Below are 22,780 nucleotides of genomic sequence, written 5' to 3'. Positions count from 1 at the left end.
TAGTGTTAGTCATACAATTAGCATTGTGGTATTTTGAAACATTCGCTTTAAGAATTCGCTCTTATTTTACTAAATAAAAACGCCTAGAAAACATCAATCAAAATTACTCCTATCACCCAATATCCATATGCACATTAAGCCATTAAAACAGTAGAATAAGACTTAAATCCGTAGTAAAACCTTAAGGTTGAAAGCTGCATTTTACTACGGATTATTTTCAAGCCAGTAGCTGAGCTCTTTTTTAATGGGTTATAAAATAAATACGGCTGGGTTTATTGTTCTTAAAGGAAGGCTCGTATTTTATATACCCATATTGGCTAAGCTCGCGAATGTGTTTGTGATAGGTCCCGGAGGCAGATATCTTCGCCAGTGGCATAATTTGATAGCTAAAAGCCCTAATTGGATTGGCAAACCCTTGCAAGATGCTATAGCGTAAAAGCGCTGAGAATATTCCTAAATGAGTACTACTGATACGGTAATCTTTCTCTATTGCTGAGAAAAAAAAAGAAAACGATTTTAAAATTGTCTCCTTATCAAAGAGAATTGGAGCGTTTTTGTCTTCTATTACTGGTTTGCTTGGGTAATTCATTTTGATTGTTCTCATGATGCTCAATTTTTTTTTTAGTCTCACCGACCTGTTCATAAACAACCTCGATTTGTTTGACATCCTTATAATTTCGATTGTCCATTTTTTTCATGTTATCATCATAAATACCTATGGTCTTGAATTGCGGGTTAGCCTCTATAAATAATTTAATGTGTTTGTCTTCTTTTAAAAAAGTAACCTCTTGCAGGTTCCCTCTTTGAAGTGAGCGGATAAGATCCTTCTGAAAAGTCTCGTTTTCGAGTTCCTTTATAGGATATTTACCTAGGGTTTCAAGAAGATCATAACCATAATTTTGATGGTATTGCTTTAATTTAAAACCATTCTCATCCCCTTGTTTGAAGTCTATCAAGACCCAGGCATTATAAGACGCACCTTCTTTATTTGTAAGGTCTTTATTGACTGCTCTTCCCATTAAAAGGTTGTAGGATTCTTTCATGGTAATATTACTTCCCTTACCCATATAAAAGGTATGTTCCAAGGCATCTGTAATATTCTCTTTTTGAAGTTCAACCCTATAGGAATTAAAAAAATACATATCGCTATCCTTTGCCTTGTTAAAAGTAAGAGTAGCTCTGGCCACACGATCCTCATGATAGGTTTCATGATATAATATGAAGGAGGGCTCTTGTTGTTTCATTTTCTCTTTTAACTCTATTTGCAAAGCTTCTCCAAATCCGGTGTATTTAAGCTGATCGCTTAAGTACTCAAAATTTTTCTCGTTCATGATATTAGATTTTAAAATTAGTATGTGATTATAAATTTTATAATATTTCCAAATTCATCAGATCAGTGTTTTTGATATTTAATTCAAGATGTCTGCCTGCGTTTTTCTCGGTTAGCTCCACGCTGAGGAGTTTTCTCTCTGCAATAGTGAACTTGGGTATTGCAAAAACTAAAGTTATTTCTGAATGATCTTTGATTGTAGAGAGCACAGAAGAGCAAAAAACCGGCACTATTTCCAGTTCCTGCACAGCGGTTCGTTTTGATTTATTTTGATCTCTGATAAAAAAGCGCAACTGGTCCAGATCATAATTGATTCTTGAATTGTTTGCAAGCCGCACTCTGAAGTACATCATATCATGGTGTATGAATATACCGTTTACCCTAAGGTCTACAGAAAACTTATTTGAATGGAGTCCAGACACTTTTTTTATTTTGGATAAAGCCAGCTCGGCGTAATGCCTTATCTGTTTCTGGTTTTCATTCTCTGAAGAAAAAAGCGCCTCTGTATTAAAATTCGAAACAAGTTCAGCCTTTAAGTGCAAAGTGGGGCACAGCTGATCAAAATTTAAAATAAAACCGTAGACTTTACCATCTGCGGTAACAACAGTCAGGTTAGTCTGGGCAAAATTCTGCCTGCCTGCTTTTAAAAATAGAATATTCTCTACTCCTTTTGCCTTTTGAACCAGAATCTCAGCACTTCCTTTGTCTACACTTTTAATGGCGTAGGGAAATACAATACTTGTAGTCTTAGAATAACTCAAATTGATATTATTCACCTCACTATTAAAATCTTGTTGAGCAGATACTGAAATTGCAACTATAGAAATCCCAATACTCAACCATAATTTACTATTTTTCATCTTCGAATATTTAAGTGTTATTTGGCATTTTTTTCTTTCTGATCATAAAGCAGAACCTGATAGCCTGCTTTTAGAACCACCTTAATTAGTTTTACCTTTTTACTCATCAGACTCCTAGCAGCCTGAACACCAAGCGTTGCCGCTTGTCCTGTCCACGAATCATTCAATCCCTCAATGCCCAGACCCTGCAGGGATCTGTCTGCGGACGCTTTTGCAACATTCCTATTTATGGCTCCGGGAATAAAAATTCCATCAATTCCATCCATATCATAAACAGAGAGTTCCACAGGAAATATCGAGGTATTAAATTTTATTGTCTTTATCTTAACCTCGAGTCTCTCCCCTTTTAAAGAAGCAATTCCAAAAACAAAACTATTTCTGGGAATAAGGATTCCATTAATAAAAACATCTGTGGTTAATCTGAGTTTTACTACCGAACCATTTACAACAGACTGCGTCTGATGCACCACCGCCTCGAGTGTGTTTTGCGCCTGGTTATCTAAAGGGTCCTGGTCTAAAGAGTAAAAAGAATTAGAATTTGGGATCCCTGGTCCACTTGTGTTTGTTTGCACGAGTGAGTAAACTGGCTCTTCTTGTGTTTTTTTACTCACTGCAAACACTTTCCCTTTTTGGCTTTTTGAAATCTGTCTTAGTTTTTCCTGCACACGCTCAGGGTGCTGAATGTCCAGAATATTCTCCAGCATTGCTCCTAGTTGGCGCAGTTCGGGATCTGGCTCAGAGGGCGCATTTATAGAAGATATCATCTCTTGCACCCCTTTTATCTGCTCTAAGGCATCTCGTGAAGAATTACTGTATTCAAATTCTCTCATATCCTTCTGATTGTCTATTTTTTTTACCGGCGCTTGAATTACTTTTTGAAGCGCTTCTAATTTTTGATACATCCTTTGTTCGCTCTCCCCTTTAAGAGAACCTGTATTTAAAGCCGTTCTTGTTTTTGGAAAAATTCTCGGATCAGTTTCTAATTCCCCTGAAACTGACCCGGGATCCTCAGAGAATACTGGCCTTGAATAATTGGGATCTTTTTTAATCTGTTCCTCAAGCTTTAAAGAGTCAATTGTAGCCTTCTCATAATAACTCATCTTATCCAGCTCAGCGTCTTGCTTAAATCTCGCATTAGGAAGCGTTACATTAAATCCTCTTTTTTGCTCTGTGGCAATCTCACTTGCGCTGCCTTTTCCCCCACCTAATATCCAGAATATCATCGTTAGAAATGGAAGTGTTATAATTGGCAACACCAGTAGCATTTTGCGGTGTTTAGATTCTTTGGAACTAATTGTTTTGTTTTCCATGGATTTATTTTTTAAAATTCTTTTTTTTTATATTTCTCAGCACCTAGAAAATGTCTTAATGGCCCGCTCTTTTCTCATGCAGGCTCTCAAAGCTTTTTTCTTGTTCCCTGGATTTTTTAATACTGTCCAGATAAATACTAAACCGCACTGCGTTTTCAAATTCAGTTTTAGATAACACGGGTTGATTACTTGTACACAGTGAAGCTTTTATCTCAGTTAAATGATCAGGAGCAATTCTCGCCCTTCGCCCCTTAGGCTCTTTATTCCACAAAGCATCATATACAGTATAAAGACTTATACCTGCGTAAACCAGGACAAAGAGAATCAGATAAAATACAAGGACCTTTTTTGATAAATTCAAAGTTAATGCGCTCATTTTTTTTGCCCATTTATCCCTTACCAGCAGATAATACCTCGGACTTATTGGGATCTGCTTGTTTTTAAATAAAGCGCGCATCATTTTCTGTTTTCCACTCCTAAATCCTTATTTTCAATAGTATTCCATCTTTCAATTAAAAACCCATGCGGGTTATTATCACTTCTTGATACATTTCTAAGGGTGCCCTCAGTGATCAGGTTTCTATTTAAAATACTGGTAGTTCTTATAATATTTTGCTTTGCATAACATTTAAAATCATAGGGATATTGATTGGTATCAATAGTGATGCTGTCAATTGAAATTCTCTGGCTGATATTCCCCGATATAATACCCGAGTAATACCCATTCTCTTTTAAATTATCATACACCCTTTTGGCCGTATCATCGGCCAGATAAAGCGCTTTGGTTATATTGGTTTTAATTACTTTATCATCAGGGTCCAGGGTAAAGAAAAACCCATGAAAAGTTTTTACATGATCCCTGGCCTCCACAGGTACATTATCTTTTCTATCCGAGGAGTACGCCTCCAGCGCTTTGCCATTTACCAAAATATAAACCTTGTCCTGCATAAGGGTAATTGATGTAAAACTTTTATAAAGCGTATAACAGCAGATAATGGTGCTGACCAGAATCACCAGCATGGTAAAACTCCTTACATGGCCAAAGGCTGTGTCTATATTTCTCATTTTGCTAAACATATTGGCTCTTTATTTAAATTATTTTAAATTTCCCTTGAGCATCTCGCCCATATAACTTTGCTTATCCTGAAAATAGTCAGAGGTACCCGAAGAGCTGGCCATGCTCTGAGACATTTTCCCCGAAGGATTTCCCATGGCATCCATTATCATTCCAGCTCCAGCGGCTGTTCTTGTTATCACCGAAGAGCTCGAGTTTGTAAAGATGCTCGTCACCCTTTGTCCCAGTGCATCTCCCCCGGCTGCATGCACAATATAGTTGGCCACAGAGGGTACTGTAAAATACCCCACTATACCGATGATCATAAAAATTAAATATCCCATATCGGTCCGGCTAAAAAAGGTATCTCCTGATGTGTTGATTTGCACTACGTCTAGTTTTAGCATCTGCTCCTGGATTTTACCGATGATACTTCCAAAAATATTGGCAACAGGCAGCCATAAATAAACATTGAGATACCGCGCGAGCCATACCGTGAGGGTATGCTGGAATCCATCAAAAACAGAGATTCCAAAAACCAAAGGTCCCAGTATGGAAAGCACAACCAATTGAAAGGTTCTCAGCGTATCGATACAAAGTGAAGAGGCCTCAAAGAGAATTCTCAGCACCTCGCTCACCCATTCTTTTACAGAATTTCTAAAACTATACGAGGCTTTCTCCATTGCAAATTTCACATCATTGCCGATACTGGAAAGTATATTCTCTTTTTCCAGATCAGAATCACCATGAGTATACTTATACCACTCTTTTCGATCACCAGCCCCTGTAACCCCTACATACATTTTCCAAGGGTCACTTTCTTTTACCGCTTTTTCTTTCTCTTTCAAAAGAACTTCAATTGCTTTGTTGGATCCTTGCACCATAGCCCCTGTGGCCATAACAGTGGGTTTCATAACTCCATTAATTAAATAAAGTACAGAAGGGAAAATCATGATGCAAAAACCAATTACAAAGGGCCGGAAAAGCGGGTAAAAATCAATAGGCTCCGCGTTGGCAATATGGCGCCAAACTCGAAGGGCTATATACCAAAGGGTTGCAAATCCGGCTATACCCTGCCCTACTGCAATAAGATTGCTGCAAAGGGGCATCATCTCATCATAGAGTTGTTCCAGTACCCCGTGAAGACTTTGAATCTCCCCTGCAGCCCCTTGCCCCATAGTTGAAATAGGTGCAAAGAGCAATACCACTGCAGCGCCCATTGTTTTATCTAGATTTAGCATATGTACAAGAATTAATTTTTAATTTGATAATTGTAACGCGCTATCCTTACATCATTTTGCTCCTTTACACGCTGCAATAAAAGGACCCCAGAAGAGGCGTTAAAATCCCGGAGAAATAGCACTTTTTGCTGCATATCCAAATATATTTTATCAATGGCCTCTAATCTTTCATCATCGGACATTCGCAGTGTCTCAGGCGTCAAAATCATCGTGAGCTCATCGAGATTTCTAAGACTTTCCCTGGTGAGATTAAAATATACTTTTTCAAAATAATTAATTTCCTCACGGGTAAAACTCCCGCTTTTATTAAAACGATTAACAGCCGTTTTACTCTCCTTTATAAGCAGTATCTGATAGTTTATAATATCCCCCACCCTCTTATAACTCTTAACTAGGGGACTTACCTGCAAAAGGGCATCAAGGAAAGTTTTATGAAGCGAAAAATTTCCCTTCGATAAGTCTTTAACCACTTTATAGCCACCATTTAAAATATCATAGCCTTTTTTCATATCACTTAAAATCTTTTTGAACTGTGAGAGTTTCTCAATATTTAAAACCAGCTGCTGGATTTCCTCGGACTGCCCGTAAGTTTTAAAAGGCGCGCATACGAGCCAGAACATTACAAAAATGAATACTACCTTTTTCATGATTCTATTTTTTTACAAGCCAAGTAAAATCCGGCTTTGGTTCCTATCATTTTTCTCTCTAGATCTTGAAAGGGACATAAGGGAGATCTCTTGTGTGAAATTCTCGCAGAACAAATAATCCTCCAGCATCGTTTTATAAAGCCCTTGGATCCGCTCTATTCGTCTACTATCTCTCATTTCAAGTTTATTATCAGTTGAAATAACCAAAACCTCCTGCAGGGTATCATTGCAGTTGTCTATTAAATGTCCAAAAGTTTTCTCTATGTAATCCAGCTCATCTCCATGAAACAAATCATCCTTAGCAATATTCTCAAGAGTCTTTTTATGAATCTTTATAATTTTAAGCTGCAGGGAAATAATACTGGCCACTTTTAGATAGTGTCCCACTTTTGGATTCACTTTTTTAAGAGAGCTAAAATAATCTTCATGAAAATTGAGTTCCCCTTTCTTTACATCCCCTATAAAATTAAGCCCGTTTTTAGCTACAGTATATCCTTTTTTAGCATAACCAATGTAAGTCTGTAGTGCGGCTATTTGCAGTAGTAACGTCTTTCTTTGCTTGGCCTGGCCCTGAATATCGTGTAAAAAAAATACCATAATGCAGAGTACTAATAAGATCTTTTTCATTTTTTTTATACTTTATGTTTACTTATGGAATTCCGTAAAATTGTTTGACTTTTTGCGCGTCACTACTAGTTTTGGCCCTTTGAAGGCTCATAAGAACATTCTGTTTATTAAAGAGCATCAGATCATCATAATTCTCGTCTATCTGATCGGCAGCCTGGTTTATGATCTCAAGTCTTTTCAGATCGCTCATCTGGGTTGTAAAAGATTCGAGAATAAAGAATACCTGGTCGATATTTTTCATGCTCTCCTCTAGAATCCCCTGGTAAACCTTTTGCATGTATTGCAGTTCTGAGGAGCTAAAATGACTATCCTGTCTCAATAAATTCCAGGCTCTTTCATACTGGTTAATCAGTCTGGTTTGTTTGCTGGTAATTTCTTTTATGCGCTGATAGTAGGTAATAATGGATTTTACTTTCTGAAGTTCCTCGTAGTACCCCTTGTAGAGATCCTGTTGTTTTTTGGTCCAATTTGAAATCTCATCAAGTTTTAATTTGGAGAGTGTATTCTCAAGCTGTTTCTGCGCGTTTTGAAGCCATATGGTTTTATTCTGTAATCTCTGGATACCAAGATCAATAGCCTTAATTACTTTTTTGGTAACCGCCTTAACAATCTCAAGTATCGGAATAGCGGCATTACTCTCTAAGGGTCTTGCTGCTGTAGTGATAAAAAACAAGCACAGTGTGCAAATGATCAATTTTATTCTGCTTTTCATTTTCTGTTTTCATTTAAGTTTCGTTTCTCATATCAAATGCCAGAGCGGCAATGCCTTTTTTGATATCGCCACCATATTTTTGGGCGTACGCGTTTACTTTAACTTTCTCGCTTTCTTCTGTTGTATAGGCCAGGTACTCCTCGAGTGATACTTCGGTTCTGTACACCTTTGAAAGCATACCTCCTAGTGATATAAAAACCTCTTTGTACTTCTTATCAGGATCATTGGACTTGTTTACAGAGAGCACCAGCGCCTTTTCTTTTTCAGTGAGCCCGAGGAGTTCCTGAATCTGATCAAATTTATTTTGATACTTACTTTGATCCAGAAGAATCTTGCAGTCACTGTTATTGATAATGGCCTGTTTGACCACCGGTGAGGAGATAATATCTTCCACTTCCTGGGTCACCACAATTGCTTCTCCAAAGAATTTTCTTACAGTTTTAAATAAATACTTAATATATTCGGCCATCCCTTCCCGGGCTATGGCTTTCCAGGCCTCTTCGATCAGGATCATTTTACGAACTCCTTTAAGCTTTCTCATTTTGCTGATAAAAACTTCCATGATTATGATGGTGACCACCGGGAAAAGAATGGGGTGATCTTTTATATTATCGAGTTCAAAAACAATAAACCGCTCTTTTAAAAGATCTAAGTTCTCACTTGCATTCAAAAGGTAATCAAACTCGCCATCTTTATAATAAGGCCGAAGCACGTAGAGAAAATTATTGACATCAAAGTCTTTCTCCTTTACGTTATCTCCTTCAAGTATAGGGACAAAATCCTCTTTTAAAAATTCGTAAAAGGTGTTGAAACAAGGAAAAATATCCGGATTAGTTTCTAGTTTCTCATAATACAATTGCAGAGAATTCGAAAGGGCCACATACTCGCTTCTATTAAATGTCTCATCGTCTTTTTTCCAAAGCGCCAGTAACAGCGTTTTAATACTTTCCTTTTTCTCGGTATCCAGACTATCGCCCTCTCCTATATAAAAAGGATTGAATCTTATGGGGTTCTTCTCATCATAGGTAAAGTAATAACCTCCTACCATCTCGCACAATCCTTTATAACTGTGCCCTACATCCACAAGGACAATATGTGTACCTTGCTCGTAATAACTCCTTACCATGTGGTTGGTAAAAAAAGACTTGCCACTTCCCGAGGGGCCTAGTATAAATTTATTACGATTGGTACATATTCCCGTTCTCACAGGCTCATCGCTGATATCCACATGAACAGGTTTGCCTGTGAGCCTGTCCCCGAGTCTGATTCCCATTGGACTCAGAGAAGACTTGTATCCAGTTTCCATGTTTAAAAAACATACCGCCTGTTCGGTGAAGGTATCAAAAGTGTCATTCATTGGAAAGTCAGCTGCGTTTCCTGGTATGCCTGCCCAATAAATTTGTGGCGCCCCAACGGTTTCCTGCTTCGCGGCCGCGTCCATTTGTGCAAGGGCTGAAGACACCTTGTTTTTGATCTCTTTTAATTCTTGCACATCTGAGCTCCAGGCCAGGACATTAAAATGCGCCTTAACTGGTACTCTTTGCTGGGACATGGCCTCGTTTAAAAAATCGTTTGTGGCATCTCTAGCTATTAAATTACCCCTGCTGTAAGCCGATAAGGATTGCAGGCGCAGTCTCTTGCTTTCTAGTTTTTGAATAGTTTTCTGCCCGTCCTCAATAAAGATATACTGATTGTAGATGTGATTACACGATAATAATTGTCCGAGTGTTGAGGCAAAGCCTACACTGAATTTTGTCCTATCAGTTGAGTAACGGTCATAATTTATCCTGGATCCACAGAGTCCCGGTAAATCGGCCGAGTCCCCCAAAGTAAACAATTGACAATGTTTATCGCCAACTTGTAGTCCTTGGCTGAATTTAATATCCTTGTAGACAAATGAAGTTTCACTCTCTGATAAAAAACAATATTTCTCTATAAGTCCAATGCTGCGGCTTTGGCTTTTAAGCTCGTGGTTTTCTAAACGCGTAAGCTTTACAAATCCACTGTCTTCCATGATTCTTTTAAACTGACCGGTACTGTCTATAAAATCCTGAAGCAGCTCCATTTTTAGCGTTTGCTCAGGAGCCAGCGAACTTCTAATTAAATTAGAGAATAAGGAACTTGAGTTTTTTCTTCCTTGAGGTTTCTTGGTAATCATAATATAACAGGAATGATCCAAAAAGGGTCTTTCATTAAAAAACCGCTCACTGCTTCTTTTTAGAAAACTGCTGTCATCGCTTGTAAAATCTGCCTTATAGTGTTTCTCTAAAAACCAGTCCTGTTTGTGCAATACACAAAACTTTGGAAGTATTTTAATGGCTTTGATCCAGGATTGATGAAACGTCTCATACTCCTGGTCTGAGAGGGTAAAAATCTCTGGAAGGTCTGCTTTAAAAACCACCGTTATATCTCCTTGTTTAGACAAGATACAATCGTGCTGAACATCCATAATCGGTAAAACATCATCTATCACTTTTTGCATCACACTTTGATTTACTTACATTAACGCTCTTTGACTATCACTATTTAAAAATTCTTCTGCTATAGACTTTTATATTCTTTGGAATCTGTTTTTTGGCTATGGCTTTCATCATCCCATACTGTCCATACTTATGGCTCATTTTGTAAATTTTGAAAACCATTACACTTCCCGCGCCCCCAATAAAGACCACACAAAGAATAGAAGGAATTCCAATAAAAAACAGGATTGCAAAAACAATCATAAGTCCCACAACACCACCGCCCAAATACCAGATGTATTGGGCTTTGAGTCCTTTAAATTCTATGGATTGATTAATCCCTTTATTGATTTGATATACACTGCTACTCATTTTTCATTATGTTTATTAGTTTTAAACACCAAAGAAGGATTTTATCACAGTGGCCACGACAACTAAAAACACACAGCTCCCAAACCAAGCTGCGGCTACTTTTCCGGTATCGGGATCACCGGCATTCCACTTTTGGTACACTTTCACCGCGCCAATAAGCCCCAGTAAAGCCCCTACCGCGTACATGAGTTCTGTACCTGCATCAAAATAACTTCTGACTTTTTGATTGGCCTCATTAATACCGGCGACACCATCCTGGGCGTAGCCTTTGAAATGAATAAAAACAACTAGCATTAGCACCTGAATTGATACTTTTTTTGCCTTTGAAAAACACTTTAAATCTCCTTTACATTTTTTCATCACACATCGTTTTAAAGTTTTGATTTCTTATGAATAATAAGCGGAGAAATACTCGACGTTGCAACTCTATTTCCTTGTCACATAAAGCCCTACCACGCCAGAGAGAACAGGGATTATTCCTCCACTATAATATTAAATAGTCTCTTCCCACAAGGCATCAGCCTGAGAAACAGTTAAAAGTAGTTGTGGGTATCTCTGGCAACCCGCGACAATTAAAGTATTCACCTTCTCGCGTAGCGCAGAGATTTTAACAAAGGGATATTCCTTTAACAGCAATTTTAGATAGTTCTGAAACTCTTCCAAAGAGAAGTTTCTCTCTGCGCTCTCAGCAATGGCGCCCTTTATCCGGTCAGATAGTTCCTTCGCATCAGCCAGGGTATCAAAAGGCTCACTGCAAGATGAAAATTCTAGATTCTCAACATTGCTGTCTTTTGGAAAATTAACGGCGGGCATTTCGTTTCTATTGCTTTTAAAGCTTGTGAGATTTAGGGTTTTCTCACCGTTTAGGATTTCTTTTAGCTCAGGATAGTAAAATCTAAATCCTAAAACCAAATACCAGATAAATAAAAGTACACTAACGGCAATTATATAATTGCTCCATGAGATATTTGTAAACATAGCTTTTTCATTTAATCGTTCAACATCTTTCTTTCTCTCTATGTAAATCATAATAAAAGAGTTATGATTTATTCAACAAGTCAAAGAAACAAATACAATACAACTACTACAAGTACAACTTTTTTGTACCCTTTTGTACCCTTTGCAAATAGGCAGAAAATCAAGAAAGATGGCAAAAAAAAACCTTCACTAGGAGGGCTTTTTCTTTGGATATAGCTTTAGTTTAAATTCAAGCAATCTCAAAATCCCGGACATTCACAAAAGCCCATCCATTTTGAGTCAGTAAAAAATAAGCTTTGCGCTCTTTTTGTGTGATTAAAGGATTGTGCATTAAGGAGACGGAACATGTTATTATGCCAAATTGTTATAGCTAACGATTGCTTTTTTACCATCAGAGTCTATTTTTATATCTGGAATCTTATCAAACTCTTCGGTACCAGTTTTCACTTTTTGATTTTTATATTTCCTGTCCTTTTCCGGTGTTGTTAAAAGATAAGTTCTCGCAGCTTTTTTTTTAAATTATCAGTGGCTCTCCCCTGACTTTAAATTCCTCGATAATGGCTCTCTTTCTTAATCAATTCAACTGCTTTTTCAGTATCCAAATTATTGCTTTTGAGCCTATAAGGATAAGGCAAGCCACAAATAAAATGTGATTCAGTTTTTTCATAAATTAAATTTTAAATACATTAATAATAGTTAGAACTCTCTAATATGTTTAATCATTCTCTCGAGAGTCTGAATCGCAATCTGCTTGTCTTTTTCTTCCGCACTATAAGATTTGCTTCTCATTGAATTATAGGACAAATTTTTCTTAAGTGCAGTGGAAAGATGCGGCACAATGGTTCTGAATACTTCATTCAGGGATTTTGCTTTTAGAATTCTTGCCTCATCTCCTGCGCGTAAAATAAGGCCCATTTGATCTGTAGAAAGCGCACACTGAACTTTGTTATTTCCTATCTGCATATTTTGATCTTCTTTATGGATACTTTGGGAGCCTGCATCTAATACTAGTTTTCGCTCCAAATATGTAATTTCTTGCCTGAACCAGTTATCCAGAACATATCTTATATTTTCCCTAGTAGGATCAAAGCTTATTTTTTCATTGAACAATAACTGGCTAAATTCTTTATAGCAAAGAAGTAGCTGATTTGTTTTGTCAACTAAAGATTCCTGTAAATCAAGTTGACTTTGTATGCGGCGTGTAAAATGACCAATATAAGGGTGATAATTAAAATTCATCTCCATTAACAACTGATCAATTCCTGAATAAAAAGTAGATTGATCTTTGGCAGCCGCCAAAACCTCTAAATACTTTAAAAGTTCTTTTTGATACAATATTTCTCTATAAGTGATTTTATGTTGCGGTTTCTCTGCAATTGAACTCGAGATAGCATTAAATACCATTTCAGTGAGGTGACCATCTAAAGCACCTTCTTCTTCTTTATTTTTGAGCGTTTCGAGCCTTAAAAATATTTCTTTTCTGGAAATTACCAGGTATTGAACAGGGACACGTTCATCAAGACTTAGGTAATTGAAATAACGGCTTTGAACAAAAGACAACAAATCATAAAGACAATTAATCACTAACTCCATGATACCTGCTAAAACTCCGGTAAAAACAATATCCTTTTTTTGATATCCAATTACCTTATCCAGCAAATAAACTAAAGAGGAGTGGTACTTTCGAACTAGTAATCGGATTTGCCTCTTTTTCTGTAAAGAAAATATCTCGTTTTTTAGTTGAACTTGAATCAGGTGCAATTCTTTTGAAAGATTGTTACCTATAAAGGCTAAATCACTCTGTGACAGATCGATGACATTTGTTTTCTTTGAATCTAAGGTGTGCAATATCAATGAGTCTATCCATTCTAGGGGATATACAGTAATCATGATAGTATTTTGTTTAGTGAACATTATGCAATGAAGCCTAAAGTTTTTTAAATTTTCCCATTGCATTATTGCGATACTGAGAAGCTGACATAGAAGTATTTCTTTTAAAAAAGTTGTCGAATTTCGAGAGACTACTGAACTCAAAATCCTCTGCTATTAGTTTTATTGATGATTGTGAATTTTCTAGCACATTTTTAATCTCGTTAATGATCGCCTGATCCATGAGGCTTTTTACAGTTTTACCTGTTACCTGCTTTACTACATTATTCAGGTAGCCCCTTGTTACAGATAAAGCGCCCGCGTAAAACTTTACGCTGTGCTGTTTTTTGCAGTGAATGGTCAGTATGGTAAGAAATTGAATCGTGAGACTCTCGGGTCTCTTAATATTAATTGGAGCTTCTTTAATAAACCTTTTAAAAATAAACTTCAGCTCATACAAAAACAGGTTAAAAGCAATACGTCGTAATTCAGAATCCTCGCTACTTTTGTTAGTATCTTTATTTACGAAATAAATCAGTTTGTAAATTAGTGACAATACCTGAAAGTCTTTATCCTCAAGGGGGATTGTGGGTAAAGATTCTCCAAGTAAAAAAGCAAAGGAGTCCACAAGTTCTTTTTTCAGGCAATTTTCAAATGCAAAATCTGATGTAAAGCAAATCAAAAAAAATTGTGGTTTCCCTTTTACTTCTAGAATTGTACAATAAGAATTTTTAGGTAAAACCATCAGATCATGCGCTTTCAGATCACTAATAAGTTCTTGTATCCTAATTTTAAACTCCCCTGATTTTATAAGGATAACACAATAATTGCGAATTAAAAATGACTCATCCTGGGCAGTCTTAATTATATATTTCTTGATGATGCTTATACCAAGACCTTCTATTGGAAGATCCATCAGTTCTATATTGATAAGGTCTTTTAACATATTGTAGTAATTTCAAAAAAAGAATTAAAAAATATGAAACCTGGATTTCAAACTCTTATATATTATCCTTAAAAAAACTTTTCATCAATATAAAAGATAGAAAGTAGAGATTCAGAAGACATGTTACAAACAATAGATAAGCCAGCTCACGTGCATCAATAGTTTTTTTGCCGCCTGTAGTGAGGTAACCAACTATTTCATCATAGCTGAACAGTTCCATGATGAAATAAAGGCTCACAAGGTTAAAAATCACCAGCAGGGTATAAAGAATGATTCGTGGTTTCATTAAAAAAAACATTTATTACTATTTTAAAAGAAGAATCATTTAAATGTAGCCAGGAATAATAGTATCGAAATAACAGCAACCTGGTTCTCGGTAAAAAAGGGTTTGGCGTTTTTGTTAGCCCCTGATTTATCCCAGTCACGATCCTTACGTTGAGTTTCCGAATAAAGTGAATAACGGGATATGGATGTGACTGTTAAAATCGTTTCACTGTCATCCTGATTCAAAGAGTTGCTTGTTATCACTGTATCCTCGTAATCAGTTATGTAATTATAAGTAATGGAGAATTCGAGCTGTCGCTTCTCAATTAAAACTTGTAGAAAGTTAACCAGACTTGTTTTTGCCGAATTGCTGAGTGTACTATTTTGCACTATCATAATCATGCTATTGTCCGGATCGTCCATAATGGACTGTACAATTTCATCTGTAAAGAATATTACACTTCTATTGTTAAAAGAGCCATTTTTAAACTGCGATGCCAAAAAACTGATTTGATCAGTAATCTGCGCAATAGAATTCGGATATTGATTTGCCCCCCAGTAGCTTGTTAGCGCATCGTAGTACTTTTCTCCTTTGAAGTCAAAAGGATTAGCGCTATTGCCCGGATTTGGTAAATTTCTCCCGGATTTGGTTATTGCGCTTTCTTCCAATTCTAATGGATTAAAATCTGAGTCGGCAGAGCACGAAATTAAAAGACATAATAAGGAACCGCATAATGATAAATTTTTCATGATTAAGATTATTTGATGTGAATGAGAATTCCTTCTCAGTTCATTTCATCCGGATTAGCGGAACTCTTATTAGGCTCTATGCCAGATAATTTCGCTTTTGAATTCATGACAAAACTATTGCTTGGAAACATCTCCCGCAACATGACTAGTTTGGATTTATCGAATTTAAAGTATGGATTTATAATAAATCCATACTACTTTAAATTATACAAAACACTAAAAACCAAATGTTTACATTATATTTGAATTAAATTACTGCAAAATTAGTGTGAAGACTATTTTAAAGTGATACTGATGCACTTTACAGCCTAATATAGTCCCCAAACTATCACATTATGAATCAAAATCAAACATTTGCAATCTTCTTATTTCTTTTTCACTTAGTCTCGGCCCAACAAAAAGAGTATAAAATACCTGACTCTTTAAAAAATAAAAGTTACGATTACCTAGATGATAAAGCTTATGGACTAAAAGATAGTTCAAAGGCCGCAATTTATTTATATGCCTTTTTACAAAAAGCAAAGAATGAAAAAAATTGGAAAGAAATAGCTAATGGCTATAGCAATTTATCGAATCAGTCTTCTGATAAATTAAGCATAATATATGCCGATAGCACCATATATGCGGCAAAAAAGACAAATGATAATATGCTAATCGGTTCTGCTTATTTATCAAAAGGTATAGCGTACTATTCACTAAAACATCATAATTACGCATTGGACAATTATATTATTGCCCACGGTTACTTAGCTAAAACAACCGACAAGTATCTTATCTATAAACTAATGTATAATATTGCGCTAGTCAAATACTACTTAGGTTATTATGATGAGGCCATTTCACTATTAAAAGATTGTGTCTCTTATTTCAAGAATAAAAATCCCAGAGCTTATTTGAATTCTTTACATTTCTTAGGGGTTTGTTATAACAAAATTGGAAATTATGGACTCTGCAGTGAAACCAATATCTTAGGAATAGCAGAATGCAAAAAACTGGGCATACCTGAAATGGAAGTTTACTATATCCATTCTCAAGGAATAAATGATTACTTTAAGCAAAACTACGCCTCAGCTATCAGAAATATTGAGGCCTCGATTAGGGAATTAAAAGAAAAAAAAGACTTTGGGAATGAATCTGTTGGTTATTTCTATATTGGTAAAAGTTATTGGAAGACAGAAAAATATGAAACTGCTCTACCCTATTTTAAAAAAGTAGATCAGCTTTTCAACACTAAAGGTTATCTACGACCTGACCTCAGGGAAGTCTATGAAATTCTGATTAACTATTATAAAGCCAAAGATAATCCAGAAATTCATCTATACTATATAGATCAACTACTCAAAGCTGATAGGATGCTAAATGAAACTTTCAAATATTTAGTTGGCAAAATAAACAAAGAATACTACACGCAGGAATTACTAATTGACAAAGAAAATTTAAAACGAGAACTCTTTATAAAAAATTATAAGTACTCTGTTCTCATTGGTTTTACTTCAATTATTTTTTCAGGTTTTATAATTGTAACTCATCGAAATTTGAAAAATAAAAAGATCTACAAAAAACGATTTGAAGAGCTGATGTTGGAGATTAACAATTCGAAGGATAAAAGTAAGACCAAAGAAAAAAAAGAGAAACCCGCAATGCTGGGCATTAACACTGAAACAGTTGCAATTATATTAAAACTGTTAGAGAAATTTGAAAATGAAAAGAAATATCTCGATAGGGATTGGAAACTCACTACTTTGTCCGCTTTTTTTAATCACAATCCAACATATCTTTCTGCTATAATTTATCATTATAAAGAGAAACGCTTTAATCAATACATAAATGATCTTAAAACAGAGTATATAATATCTTTACTGTATAGCAATAAATTGATTCGTAAATATAACAATAAGGCACTAGCAGAGGAAGTTGGTTTTAGCAGTACAGAAAGATTTGCAAAAGCCTTCAAAAATAAAACTGGAATTTCCGCAGCTTATTTTATTGAGCAAATTAAAAAAGAAAATACTACTTTAAATTAATTTTTATTATTTTGTACAGAAAAATAGAAGAGCTACCCGTTTTGTTTACAACGGAAATCTATTTTGGAATTCTTTGTTCTTTTGAAATTATTGCAATTTTGGACTACATAGACGTTTTGCGTTGCGCAAAATGACAAGGCTATCTAATTCTCTTTTCTCCTACTTTGGAATAATGACAATATTAAACCAATTCCAACTACTAAATCTACAATATTCCAGATCGTTCTACCTAGCGTTACTTTGATAAATGGTTGAAATAAAATTGCTAATCCAATATAAACAAACGTCTCGTTCTTGTTGATTTGCTCATTGGCAGAATAAGCAAAATATGCAAAACCAATCATCGAAACAAATCTAACAAATTGATAATAGCCATACGGCATATTGGGTATTCCGGAGCAAACTGAACAGTTCACATTCCGGAGTAAAGCATATCGACAAGGCATATAAAAAGTAATAATGCTGAACCAATTTTTATAACTGAGTTATTCATTTTCCAAATTATCAAATTTGATATATTCAAATTGTGGTAACTCTAGTGATTTAAGATAGTTACTTACCAATTTATCGAGCTTACTTTCTGTCTCAATATCTTCTTATATTCAGACATTTTCGTATTGCTTTAAAAAACTTCACCTCTGAATATTCAACAACTTCATCCGCATTAATGGTATTATAGCGAAATCGATTATACTTAATTCTTCATGCTCTGACAAATTAGAATTGTGGAGTACATTAAAATAATATTGAATAAATTCTGTATCACGTTCGTTAATCTTTGCTAAGAGAATATTGATTTCTTTACTAAAATCAAAATCCTTAAATAATGGAGATTGCCGGCACATTCTTTTATAACCTCTACTTCCCTATTGTCGATGTTTTCATCGGAAGCCACAACAAAAAGCAGTTTTTAAAAGTAATTTATCAAAGGGGGATTCTTTCCATTTTTTCTATTTTGTAAAACCTATTATTGTGCGTTCACTTGTTTTACTATTACTAGAAGTATTATCACCTTCCATTTTTTTTCTAAGTTCTTCGTATTTATTTAATTCCGAAATTGAAACTGATGGTTTTGTGTTTTTTATCACACTTTCAAGTATTTCCATAGTAATTCGTCCTTTCATTTTTAATGCTTTTCTGGACGCATCATTTACTAAGAGTTCAATATCAGCAGCAACATAATTTTCTGTGCTTTTTGTTAATCTCACATAATCGATTCCAAAATCAATAGGTCTAGATTTTAGATACATTTCAAACATAGCTTTTCTTGCTTCAAAATCAGGTGGAGATAAATAAATTTTTTTATCTAATCTACCCGCTCTTAAAATAGCCGGATCAATCATATGTGGATAATTAGTAGCACCAATTATGAATATTCCTTTTTCACCTGTTCTATCCATTTGGGCTAACATTTCATTTACAGCACTTTTTGCCATTTCGTGAACTTCGCTATCTCTATTCGGAAGCAATTCATTCATTTCATCAATGAAAATAATCGTTGGTGCATTTTCTTCTGCCTCTTCAAACATTTTTGCAATGTTTTCTTGAGTAGCATTGACATATCGACTTTTTAATGATGAAGGTTTTATTAACATAAAATTAAAACCTACTTCTTCCGCAAAATGTTTTGCAAAAAATGTTTTACCACAACCCGGTGGACCAAATAATAACATCCCATTAGGAATAGTGACACCGTATTTTTCATACTCTTCGGGATTACGTAACGCATCAATGACATCAACTTGAAGCTGGTTTTTCAAATCTTGCATTCCTGCAATGGCACTAAACCCTTTTCCTCTGGCTACTGAACTGTACTCTGTTTTCTTTTTTCTAGGTTCATTGCCCGATTTTTGAATTTGTATTGTATCGATATCATGTACTTCTATTTCTCCTTTTAGAGCTTTAATAAATTCATCAGCAGAGCTAAATCTAATCTCTGTATCCGTATGTAGTGCTTTTTTAATAATATTAGTTATATTTTCATCAAAATCAAAAATAGTATCAACAACATTTGGAAATTCGATTTTTTTCTTCCTTTCTTCAACGATTTTATCTTCCAATTCAGACTGTTTACCTTTAAATTTAGAAATATCAACAACCCAAGCTAATGAACTGTAAATCAACTGATATAAAACCATACCTACCGAGAATAAATCAGATTGAGGAGAATAAATATTATGAAAACATTCAGTGGCAAGAAAATTAGGATTTAATCCTTCTTTATTAAAAACCTTTGATGATTGATGAAACTCTCTAGCGTAACCAAAATCAATGATTTTTGTTTTTGGATTGCCTTGTGCTAAATCTAACATTACATTTTGCAATGTAATTTCGTTGTGAATTATTGGGTTAGCTTGTTGATGCAAGTATTTTAAACCTTCAAGTATTTCAATAACAAGCTTTTTTATGTCATAAAGAGACTTATATCTATCACGACTAATTTTTTCTAATAATGTTTCACCTGCTATAAAATTTAGAACCAAATAGGCATATTTTTTATTTTCAATGACAATTTCACCACTGTCTTTGTAAGTAACCAAATTTTGGTGTTGAATTGATTTTACTAATTCTATTTCAAGAATATTATTATTTACATCAAAAGCAGATTTATGTAATTGAGAATAATTAAACAGCTTTAAGAAGTAAAGTTTTCCATCATTTCCTTTAACTCTATAAGTTTCTGCATAGAAGCCCTGTTTTACGAATAGTAAAACTTTGTAATCATCATTTATAGAAAAGTTTTTCGACAGCATCTAGTTTCGTTAATTTCTAATTATCTAGTTAATTTACCTGTTACTTTTTCAGCATCATCTCTATCCATAACATCCAATATTTGAATTAATATCGGTCTTAAGCTAGAAACATTGCCACTATTAATAGATTGAATAGCTTGGTTTAATAAGGTTCGAGCTTTATTACTGTCTTTCCAATTTGTACTTGAAAAATTAGAATTAATGTTATTAATCAATGAAATATCCATTTGAGGTCCAGCTAAAATATCTCTAATATTAAAATCCAAACGATCAATTTCTTCGATTAACTCTTTGGCGTGAATTACACTTTTCTCTTTTATGATTTGTTCAATTTTTACTCTGAACTCTTCCATATGTGTATCGATAGCTTCCATTTTTAACCCTCCTTCATCTCCATTACTTTTTATTCTATTTAGCAATTCATCTAGGTCATAAAAGTTATCTTTTAATTCTTTCTCTACTTTAAGCCATTCAGTTTCACTGTCCAATTTATCTAAAGCTCTTAGTTCTTTTAATAAATTGTCTTGAACTTCCAGTTTACCACTGTCACCACCACCTTTGTGTTCTAATTGCTCAGCAATACCATTGATATTCCCAATAATTTTTCCCACCTCTTTTGAATTGTTTTCCTCTTGTAATCTTTTAGCTATTTTTTTCGCTTTGATGATTTCATTTTCTAACCATTCTTTACTAACAGACTTACCTTGTATTATTTCAACAGTTTGTTGTTCAGTATGATTTAAATAAGGAAAGAAAATAGATGCTGTCATTTGTTCTGAACGATCTACTTTTAGAGTTATTTCAACATCACTACCAGCAGGTAATAATGAAGGTAAATCTTCGCCATTAATTTTTATTTCATTAATGTGGGTACTATGAATAGCGGTTGTACCTTCTGCATAATAATCTCCTTGATAAAAAGGTATAATAATTTCGTCAGAAGCCATTCCTGGACGAATATCTTTTTGTGTTTTAAGTCCTTTAGTAACTCCAGTTGCCGGTAATGTCTGGTTTTTTTCTAATCCTTTTAAAGCTGTTAATATATCCTTTCCTTGAATACGGTCAGTGATTTCAAGGGCAATATGATAGGGCAATGTTGCTTGTCCCGGGTTAATTCCTTGTAAAATATTGAATGAATTAGGCTGACATTCTAATTTGTTCCCTTGTTCATCATATAATATAACTTCAAAAGTGTTTGATGCACCCATATTTAACTGGATATCAACTAAAGTCGCTTTTCCACTAATTTGTTTTTTTCCACTTGACCAAGCTTTGTCACCACGCACCACATCTGCAAATACTTTATCTGGAATAGTGCCTTCGGTCTTTTCATTAAGGATTTTGATATTTACCATTTCTTCCTCCTCAACTGTTGTTGCCTCATGTTTAATTTCTAATTGTAACTTTGTTGTGTCCCTGCTTTGTTCCATTACTTCTTCTGAAACAGAAATAGTTGAGGCAAACAATGCAGCACCTGTTGCTACAGAGGTCATTGGGTCTATACTTGTATTAATTTTATCAGTGATTTGCTCTTTTAACATTTTTCTCAAAATTGGAGAATATGTTGGACCACCAACCAATAATAAGGTTGCTAATTGAGGCCCTTTTAAATTATTTCTTTTTAATAAATCTTTACATATATCGATTGACTTTTGAAAGATTGGAGCAAAAGTATTTTCCATTATAAACTGATTTATGTCAATATCAATATATGGTTCTTCTCCATTTTCATCTTCAAAAGGTAAATCTCCTAAATCCGTCAATATATTATGGTTATCCTTAAAAGACATTTGAATTTTACACTCTTCTGCATAAAATTTAACAGCATCTCTTAATATTTCTTTTTTGTCTACATCATTAATAATGTCATTAATTGCAAAAGTTTTTTCCATATAAGGCAAGATGATTTGATCAACAATAGCCTCATCTAAATTTTTCCCTCCTAACCAGTTATCCCCTTCAGTATCGATAACTTTCATAATACCATCTTCAACTTTTATTAAGGCAGCATCGAAAGTTCCACCGCCAAAATCATAAACCAACCACATTCCATCTTTGTAGTCACTATTTAAACCATAAGCCATAGAAGCTGCAATTGGCTCTTGTAACAATTCTATATGTTCAAAACCTGCTAATTTACCTGCTCTTACAGTAGCATCTTTTTGAACCATAGTAAATTTTGCAGGAACTGTTATCACAATCGATTTTACAGCTTCGTCTGTAATAAATGATTTTAATTTCATTAACACTTCTGCTGATAAATCTTCGGAAGAAAATTCTTTACCCATGTTTGAGCTTAAGAACTTTGAGTCATTCCCAATTGTTCTTTTGAATTCTATATAAGTATTGGATTTTTCTTTTCTAAAATGCTTTAAAGCATTGGTTCTATCTGTTTTTAGCTTACCTAAAGCAGATTGACCTATTAAAATATCTTTCTTGATATTGTAAGTTATACAAGATGGCATTGTATCCATCATCATATCTGATTTTTTAATGGTAGGCTTACCATTTTCAATTCTTGCGATTGCTGAATTCGTTGTACCTAAATCGATACCATAATCAATTTTTGTTCTCATATTTTATT

20 protein-coding genes are annotated in these 22,780 nt (G+C 34.7%); 1 reads left to right on the top strand and 19 read right to left on the bottom strand.

Features of this window, described 5'->3' with window-relative positions; genetic code table 11:
* Positions 1-533: 533 nt before the first annotated feature.
* The 16 genes from NJT12_RS06315 to NJT12_RS06240 form a co-directional block, all read right to left on the bottom strand.
* On the bottom strand, positions 534-1,331 hold the full coding sequence (locus NJT12_RS06315) for a hypothetical protein (protein ID WP_271335041.1): 798 nt from the start codon (positions 1,329-1,331) through the stop codon (positions 534-536).
* 37 nt (positions 1,332-1,368) lie between these two features.
* Complete coding sequence (gene traN / locus NJT12_RS06310; protein ID WP_271335040.1) at positions 1,369-2,190, bottom strand: conjugative transposon protein TraN; 822 nt, start codon at positions 2,188-2,190, stop codon at positions 1,369-1,371.
* Positions 2,191-2,207: 17 nt separating this feature from the next.
* Positions 2,208-3,500, bottom strand: a complete 1,293-nt coding sequence (traM, locus tag NJT12_RS06305; protein WP_271335039.1) for a conjugative transposon protein TraM — start codon at positions 3,498-3,500, stop codon at positions 2,208-2,210.
* 55 nt (positions 3,501-3,555) lie between these two features.
* Positions 3,556-3,876 carry a hypothetical protein gene (locus NJT12_RS06300; protein WP_271335038.1) on the bottom strand — a complete coding sequence of 107 codons (321 nt, stop codon included), beginning with the start codon at positions 3,874-3,876 and terminating at the stop codon, positions 3,556-3,558.
* 80 nt (positions 3,877-3,956) lie between these two features.
* Positions 3,957-4,565: a conjugative transposon protein TraK gene (gene traK / locus NJT12_RS06295; RefSeq protein ID WP_271335037.1), complete on the bottom strand. Its 609-nt coding sequence runs from the start codon at positions 4,563-4,565 to the stop codon at positions 3,957-3,959.
* A gap of 30 nt (positions 4,566-4,595) precedes the next feature.
* A complete protein-coding gene (traJ, locus tag NJT12_RS06290) occupies positions 4,596-5,795 on the bottom strand; it encodes a conjugative transposon protein TraJ (RefSeq protein ID WP_271335036.1) in 1,200 nt (399 codons plus the stop codon).
* Positions 5,796-5,806: 11 nt separating this feature from the next.
* On the bottom strand, positions 5,807-6,442 hold the full coding sequence (locus tag NJT12_RS06285; RefSeq protein WP_271335035.1) for a TerB family tellurite resistance protein: 636 nt from the start codon (positions 6,440-6,442) through the stop codon (positions 5,807-5,809).
* 12 nt (positions 6,443-6,454) lie between these two features.
* A complete protein-coding gene (locus NJT12_RS06280; RefSeq protein WP_271335034.1) occupies positions 6,455-7,069 on the bottom strand; it encodes a hypothetical protein in 615 nt (204 codons plus the stop codon).
* A 22-nt stretch (positions 7,070-7,091) separates the two neighbouring features.
* Positions 7,092-7,781 (bottom strand): conjugal transfer protein TraI, encoded by a 690-nt coding sequence (locus NJT12_RS06275; protein ID WP_271335033.1) that lies wholly within the window; start codon positions 7,779-7,781, stop codon positions 7,092-7,094.
* 13 nt (positions 7,782-7,794) lie between these two features.
* On the bottom strand, positions 7,795-10,263 hold the full coding sequence (locus tag NJT12_RS06270; protein WP_271335032.1) for a TraG family conjugative transposon ATPase: 2,469 nt from the start codon (positions 10,261-10,263) through the stop codon (positions 7,795-7,797).
* Between the two features lie 40 nt (positions 10,264-10,303).
* Positions 10,304-10,612: a DUF4133 domain-containing protein gene (locus tag NJT12_RS06265; RefSeq protein WP_271335031.1), complete on the bottom strand. Its 309-nt coding sequence runs from the start codon at positions 10,610-10,612 to the stop codon at positions 10,304-10,306.
* Between the two features lie 21 nt (positions 10,613-10,633).
* Positions 10,634-10,906 carry a DUF4134 domain-containing protein gene (locus tag NJT12_RS06260; RefSeq protein WP_394364331.1) on the bottom strand — a complete coding sequence of 91 codons (273 nt, stop codon included), beginning with the start codon at positions 10,904-10,906 and terminating at the stop codon, positions 10,634-10,636.
* Between the two features lie 198 nt (positions 10,907-11,104).
* Positions 11,105-11,641, bottom strand: coding sequence for a hypothetical protein (locus tag NJT12_RS06255; RefSeq protein ID WP_271335029.1), 537 nt, complete (start codon positions 11,639-11,641; stop codon positions 11,105-11,107).
* Positions 11,642-12,286: 645 nt separating this feature from the next.
* Entirely contained in the window at positions 12,287-13,480 is a 1,194-nt protein-coding gene (locus NJT12_RS06250) for a hypothetical protein (protein ID WP_271335028.1), read from the bottom strand.
* Positions 13,481-13,517: 37 nt separating this feature from the next.
* Complete coding sequence (locus tag NJT12_RS06245; protein WP_271335027.1) at positions 13,518-14,405, bottom strand: helix-turn-helix domain-containing protein; 888 nt, start codon at positions 14,403-14,405, stop codon at positions 13,518-13,520.
* Positions 14,406-14,726: 321 nt separating this feature from the next.
* Positions 14,727-15,419: a hypothetical protein gene (locus NJT12_RS06240; protein ID WP_271335026.1), complete on the bottom strand. Its 693-nt coding sequence runs from the start codon at positions 15,417-15,419 to the stop codon at positions 14,727-14,729.
* Positions 15,420-15,754: 335 nt separating this feature from the next.
* On the opposite strand from NJT12_RS06240, the gene NJT12_RS06235 reads away from it, so the two are divergent.
* Positions 15,755-17,443 carry a helix-turn-helix transcriptional regulator gene (locus NJT12_RS06235; protein WP_271335025.1) on the top strand — a complete coding sequence of 563 codons (1,689 nt, stop codon included), beginning with the start codon at positions 15,755-15,757 and terminating at the stop codon, positions 17,441-17,443.
* 143 nt (positions 17,444-17,586) lie between these two features.
* Here NJT12_RS06235 and NJT12_RS06230 read toward each other — a convergent pair whose 3' ends face one another.
* The 3 genes from NJT12_RS06230 to NJT12_RS06220 form a co-directional block, all read right to left on the bottom strand.
* Positions 17,587-17,859: a DUF6804 family protein gene (locus NJT12_RS06230; RefSeq protein ID WP_271335024.1), complete on the bottom strand. Its 273-nt coding sequence runs from the start codon at positions 17,857-17,859 to the stop codon at positions 17,587-17,589.
* 534 nt (positions 17,860-18,393) lie between these two features.
* The gene (locus NJT12_RS06225; RefSeq protein WP_271335023.1) at positions 18,394-20,196 is read right to left on the bottom strand and encodes an AAA family ATPase; all 1,803 of its coding nucleotides are present in this window, start codon (positions 20,194-20,196) and stop codon (positions 18,394-18,396) included.
* 20 nt (positions 20,197-20,216) lie between these two features.
* The gene (locus NJT12_RS06220) at positions 20,217-22,772 is read right to left on the bottom strand and encodes an Hsp70 family protein (protein ID WP_271335022.1); all 2,556 of its coding nucleotides are present in this window, start codon (positions 22,770-22,772) and stop codon (positions 20,217-20,219) included.
* Positions 22,773-22,780 lie beyond the last annotated feature (8 nt).

The sequence above is a fragment of the Flavobacterium azizsancarii genome, from assembly GCF_027980145.1.
GTDB classification, from domain to species: Bacteria; Bacteroidota; Bacteroidia; order Flavobacteriales; family Flavobacteriaceae; genus Flavobacterium; species Flavobacterium azizsancarii.
Note: the sequence above shows the minus strand (reverse complement) of the source record. Positions and strands in the feature narration are given on the sequence as shown.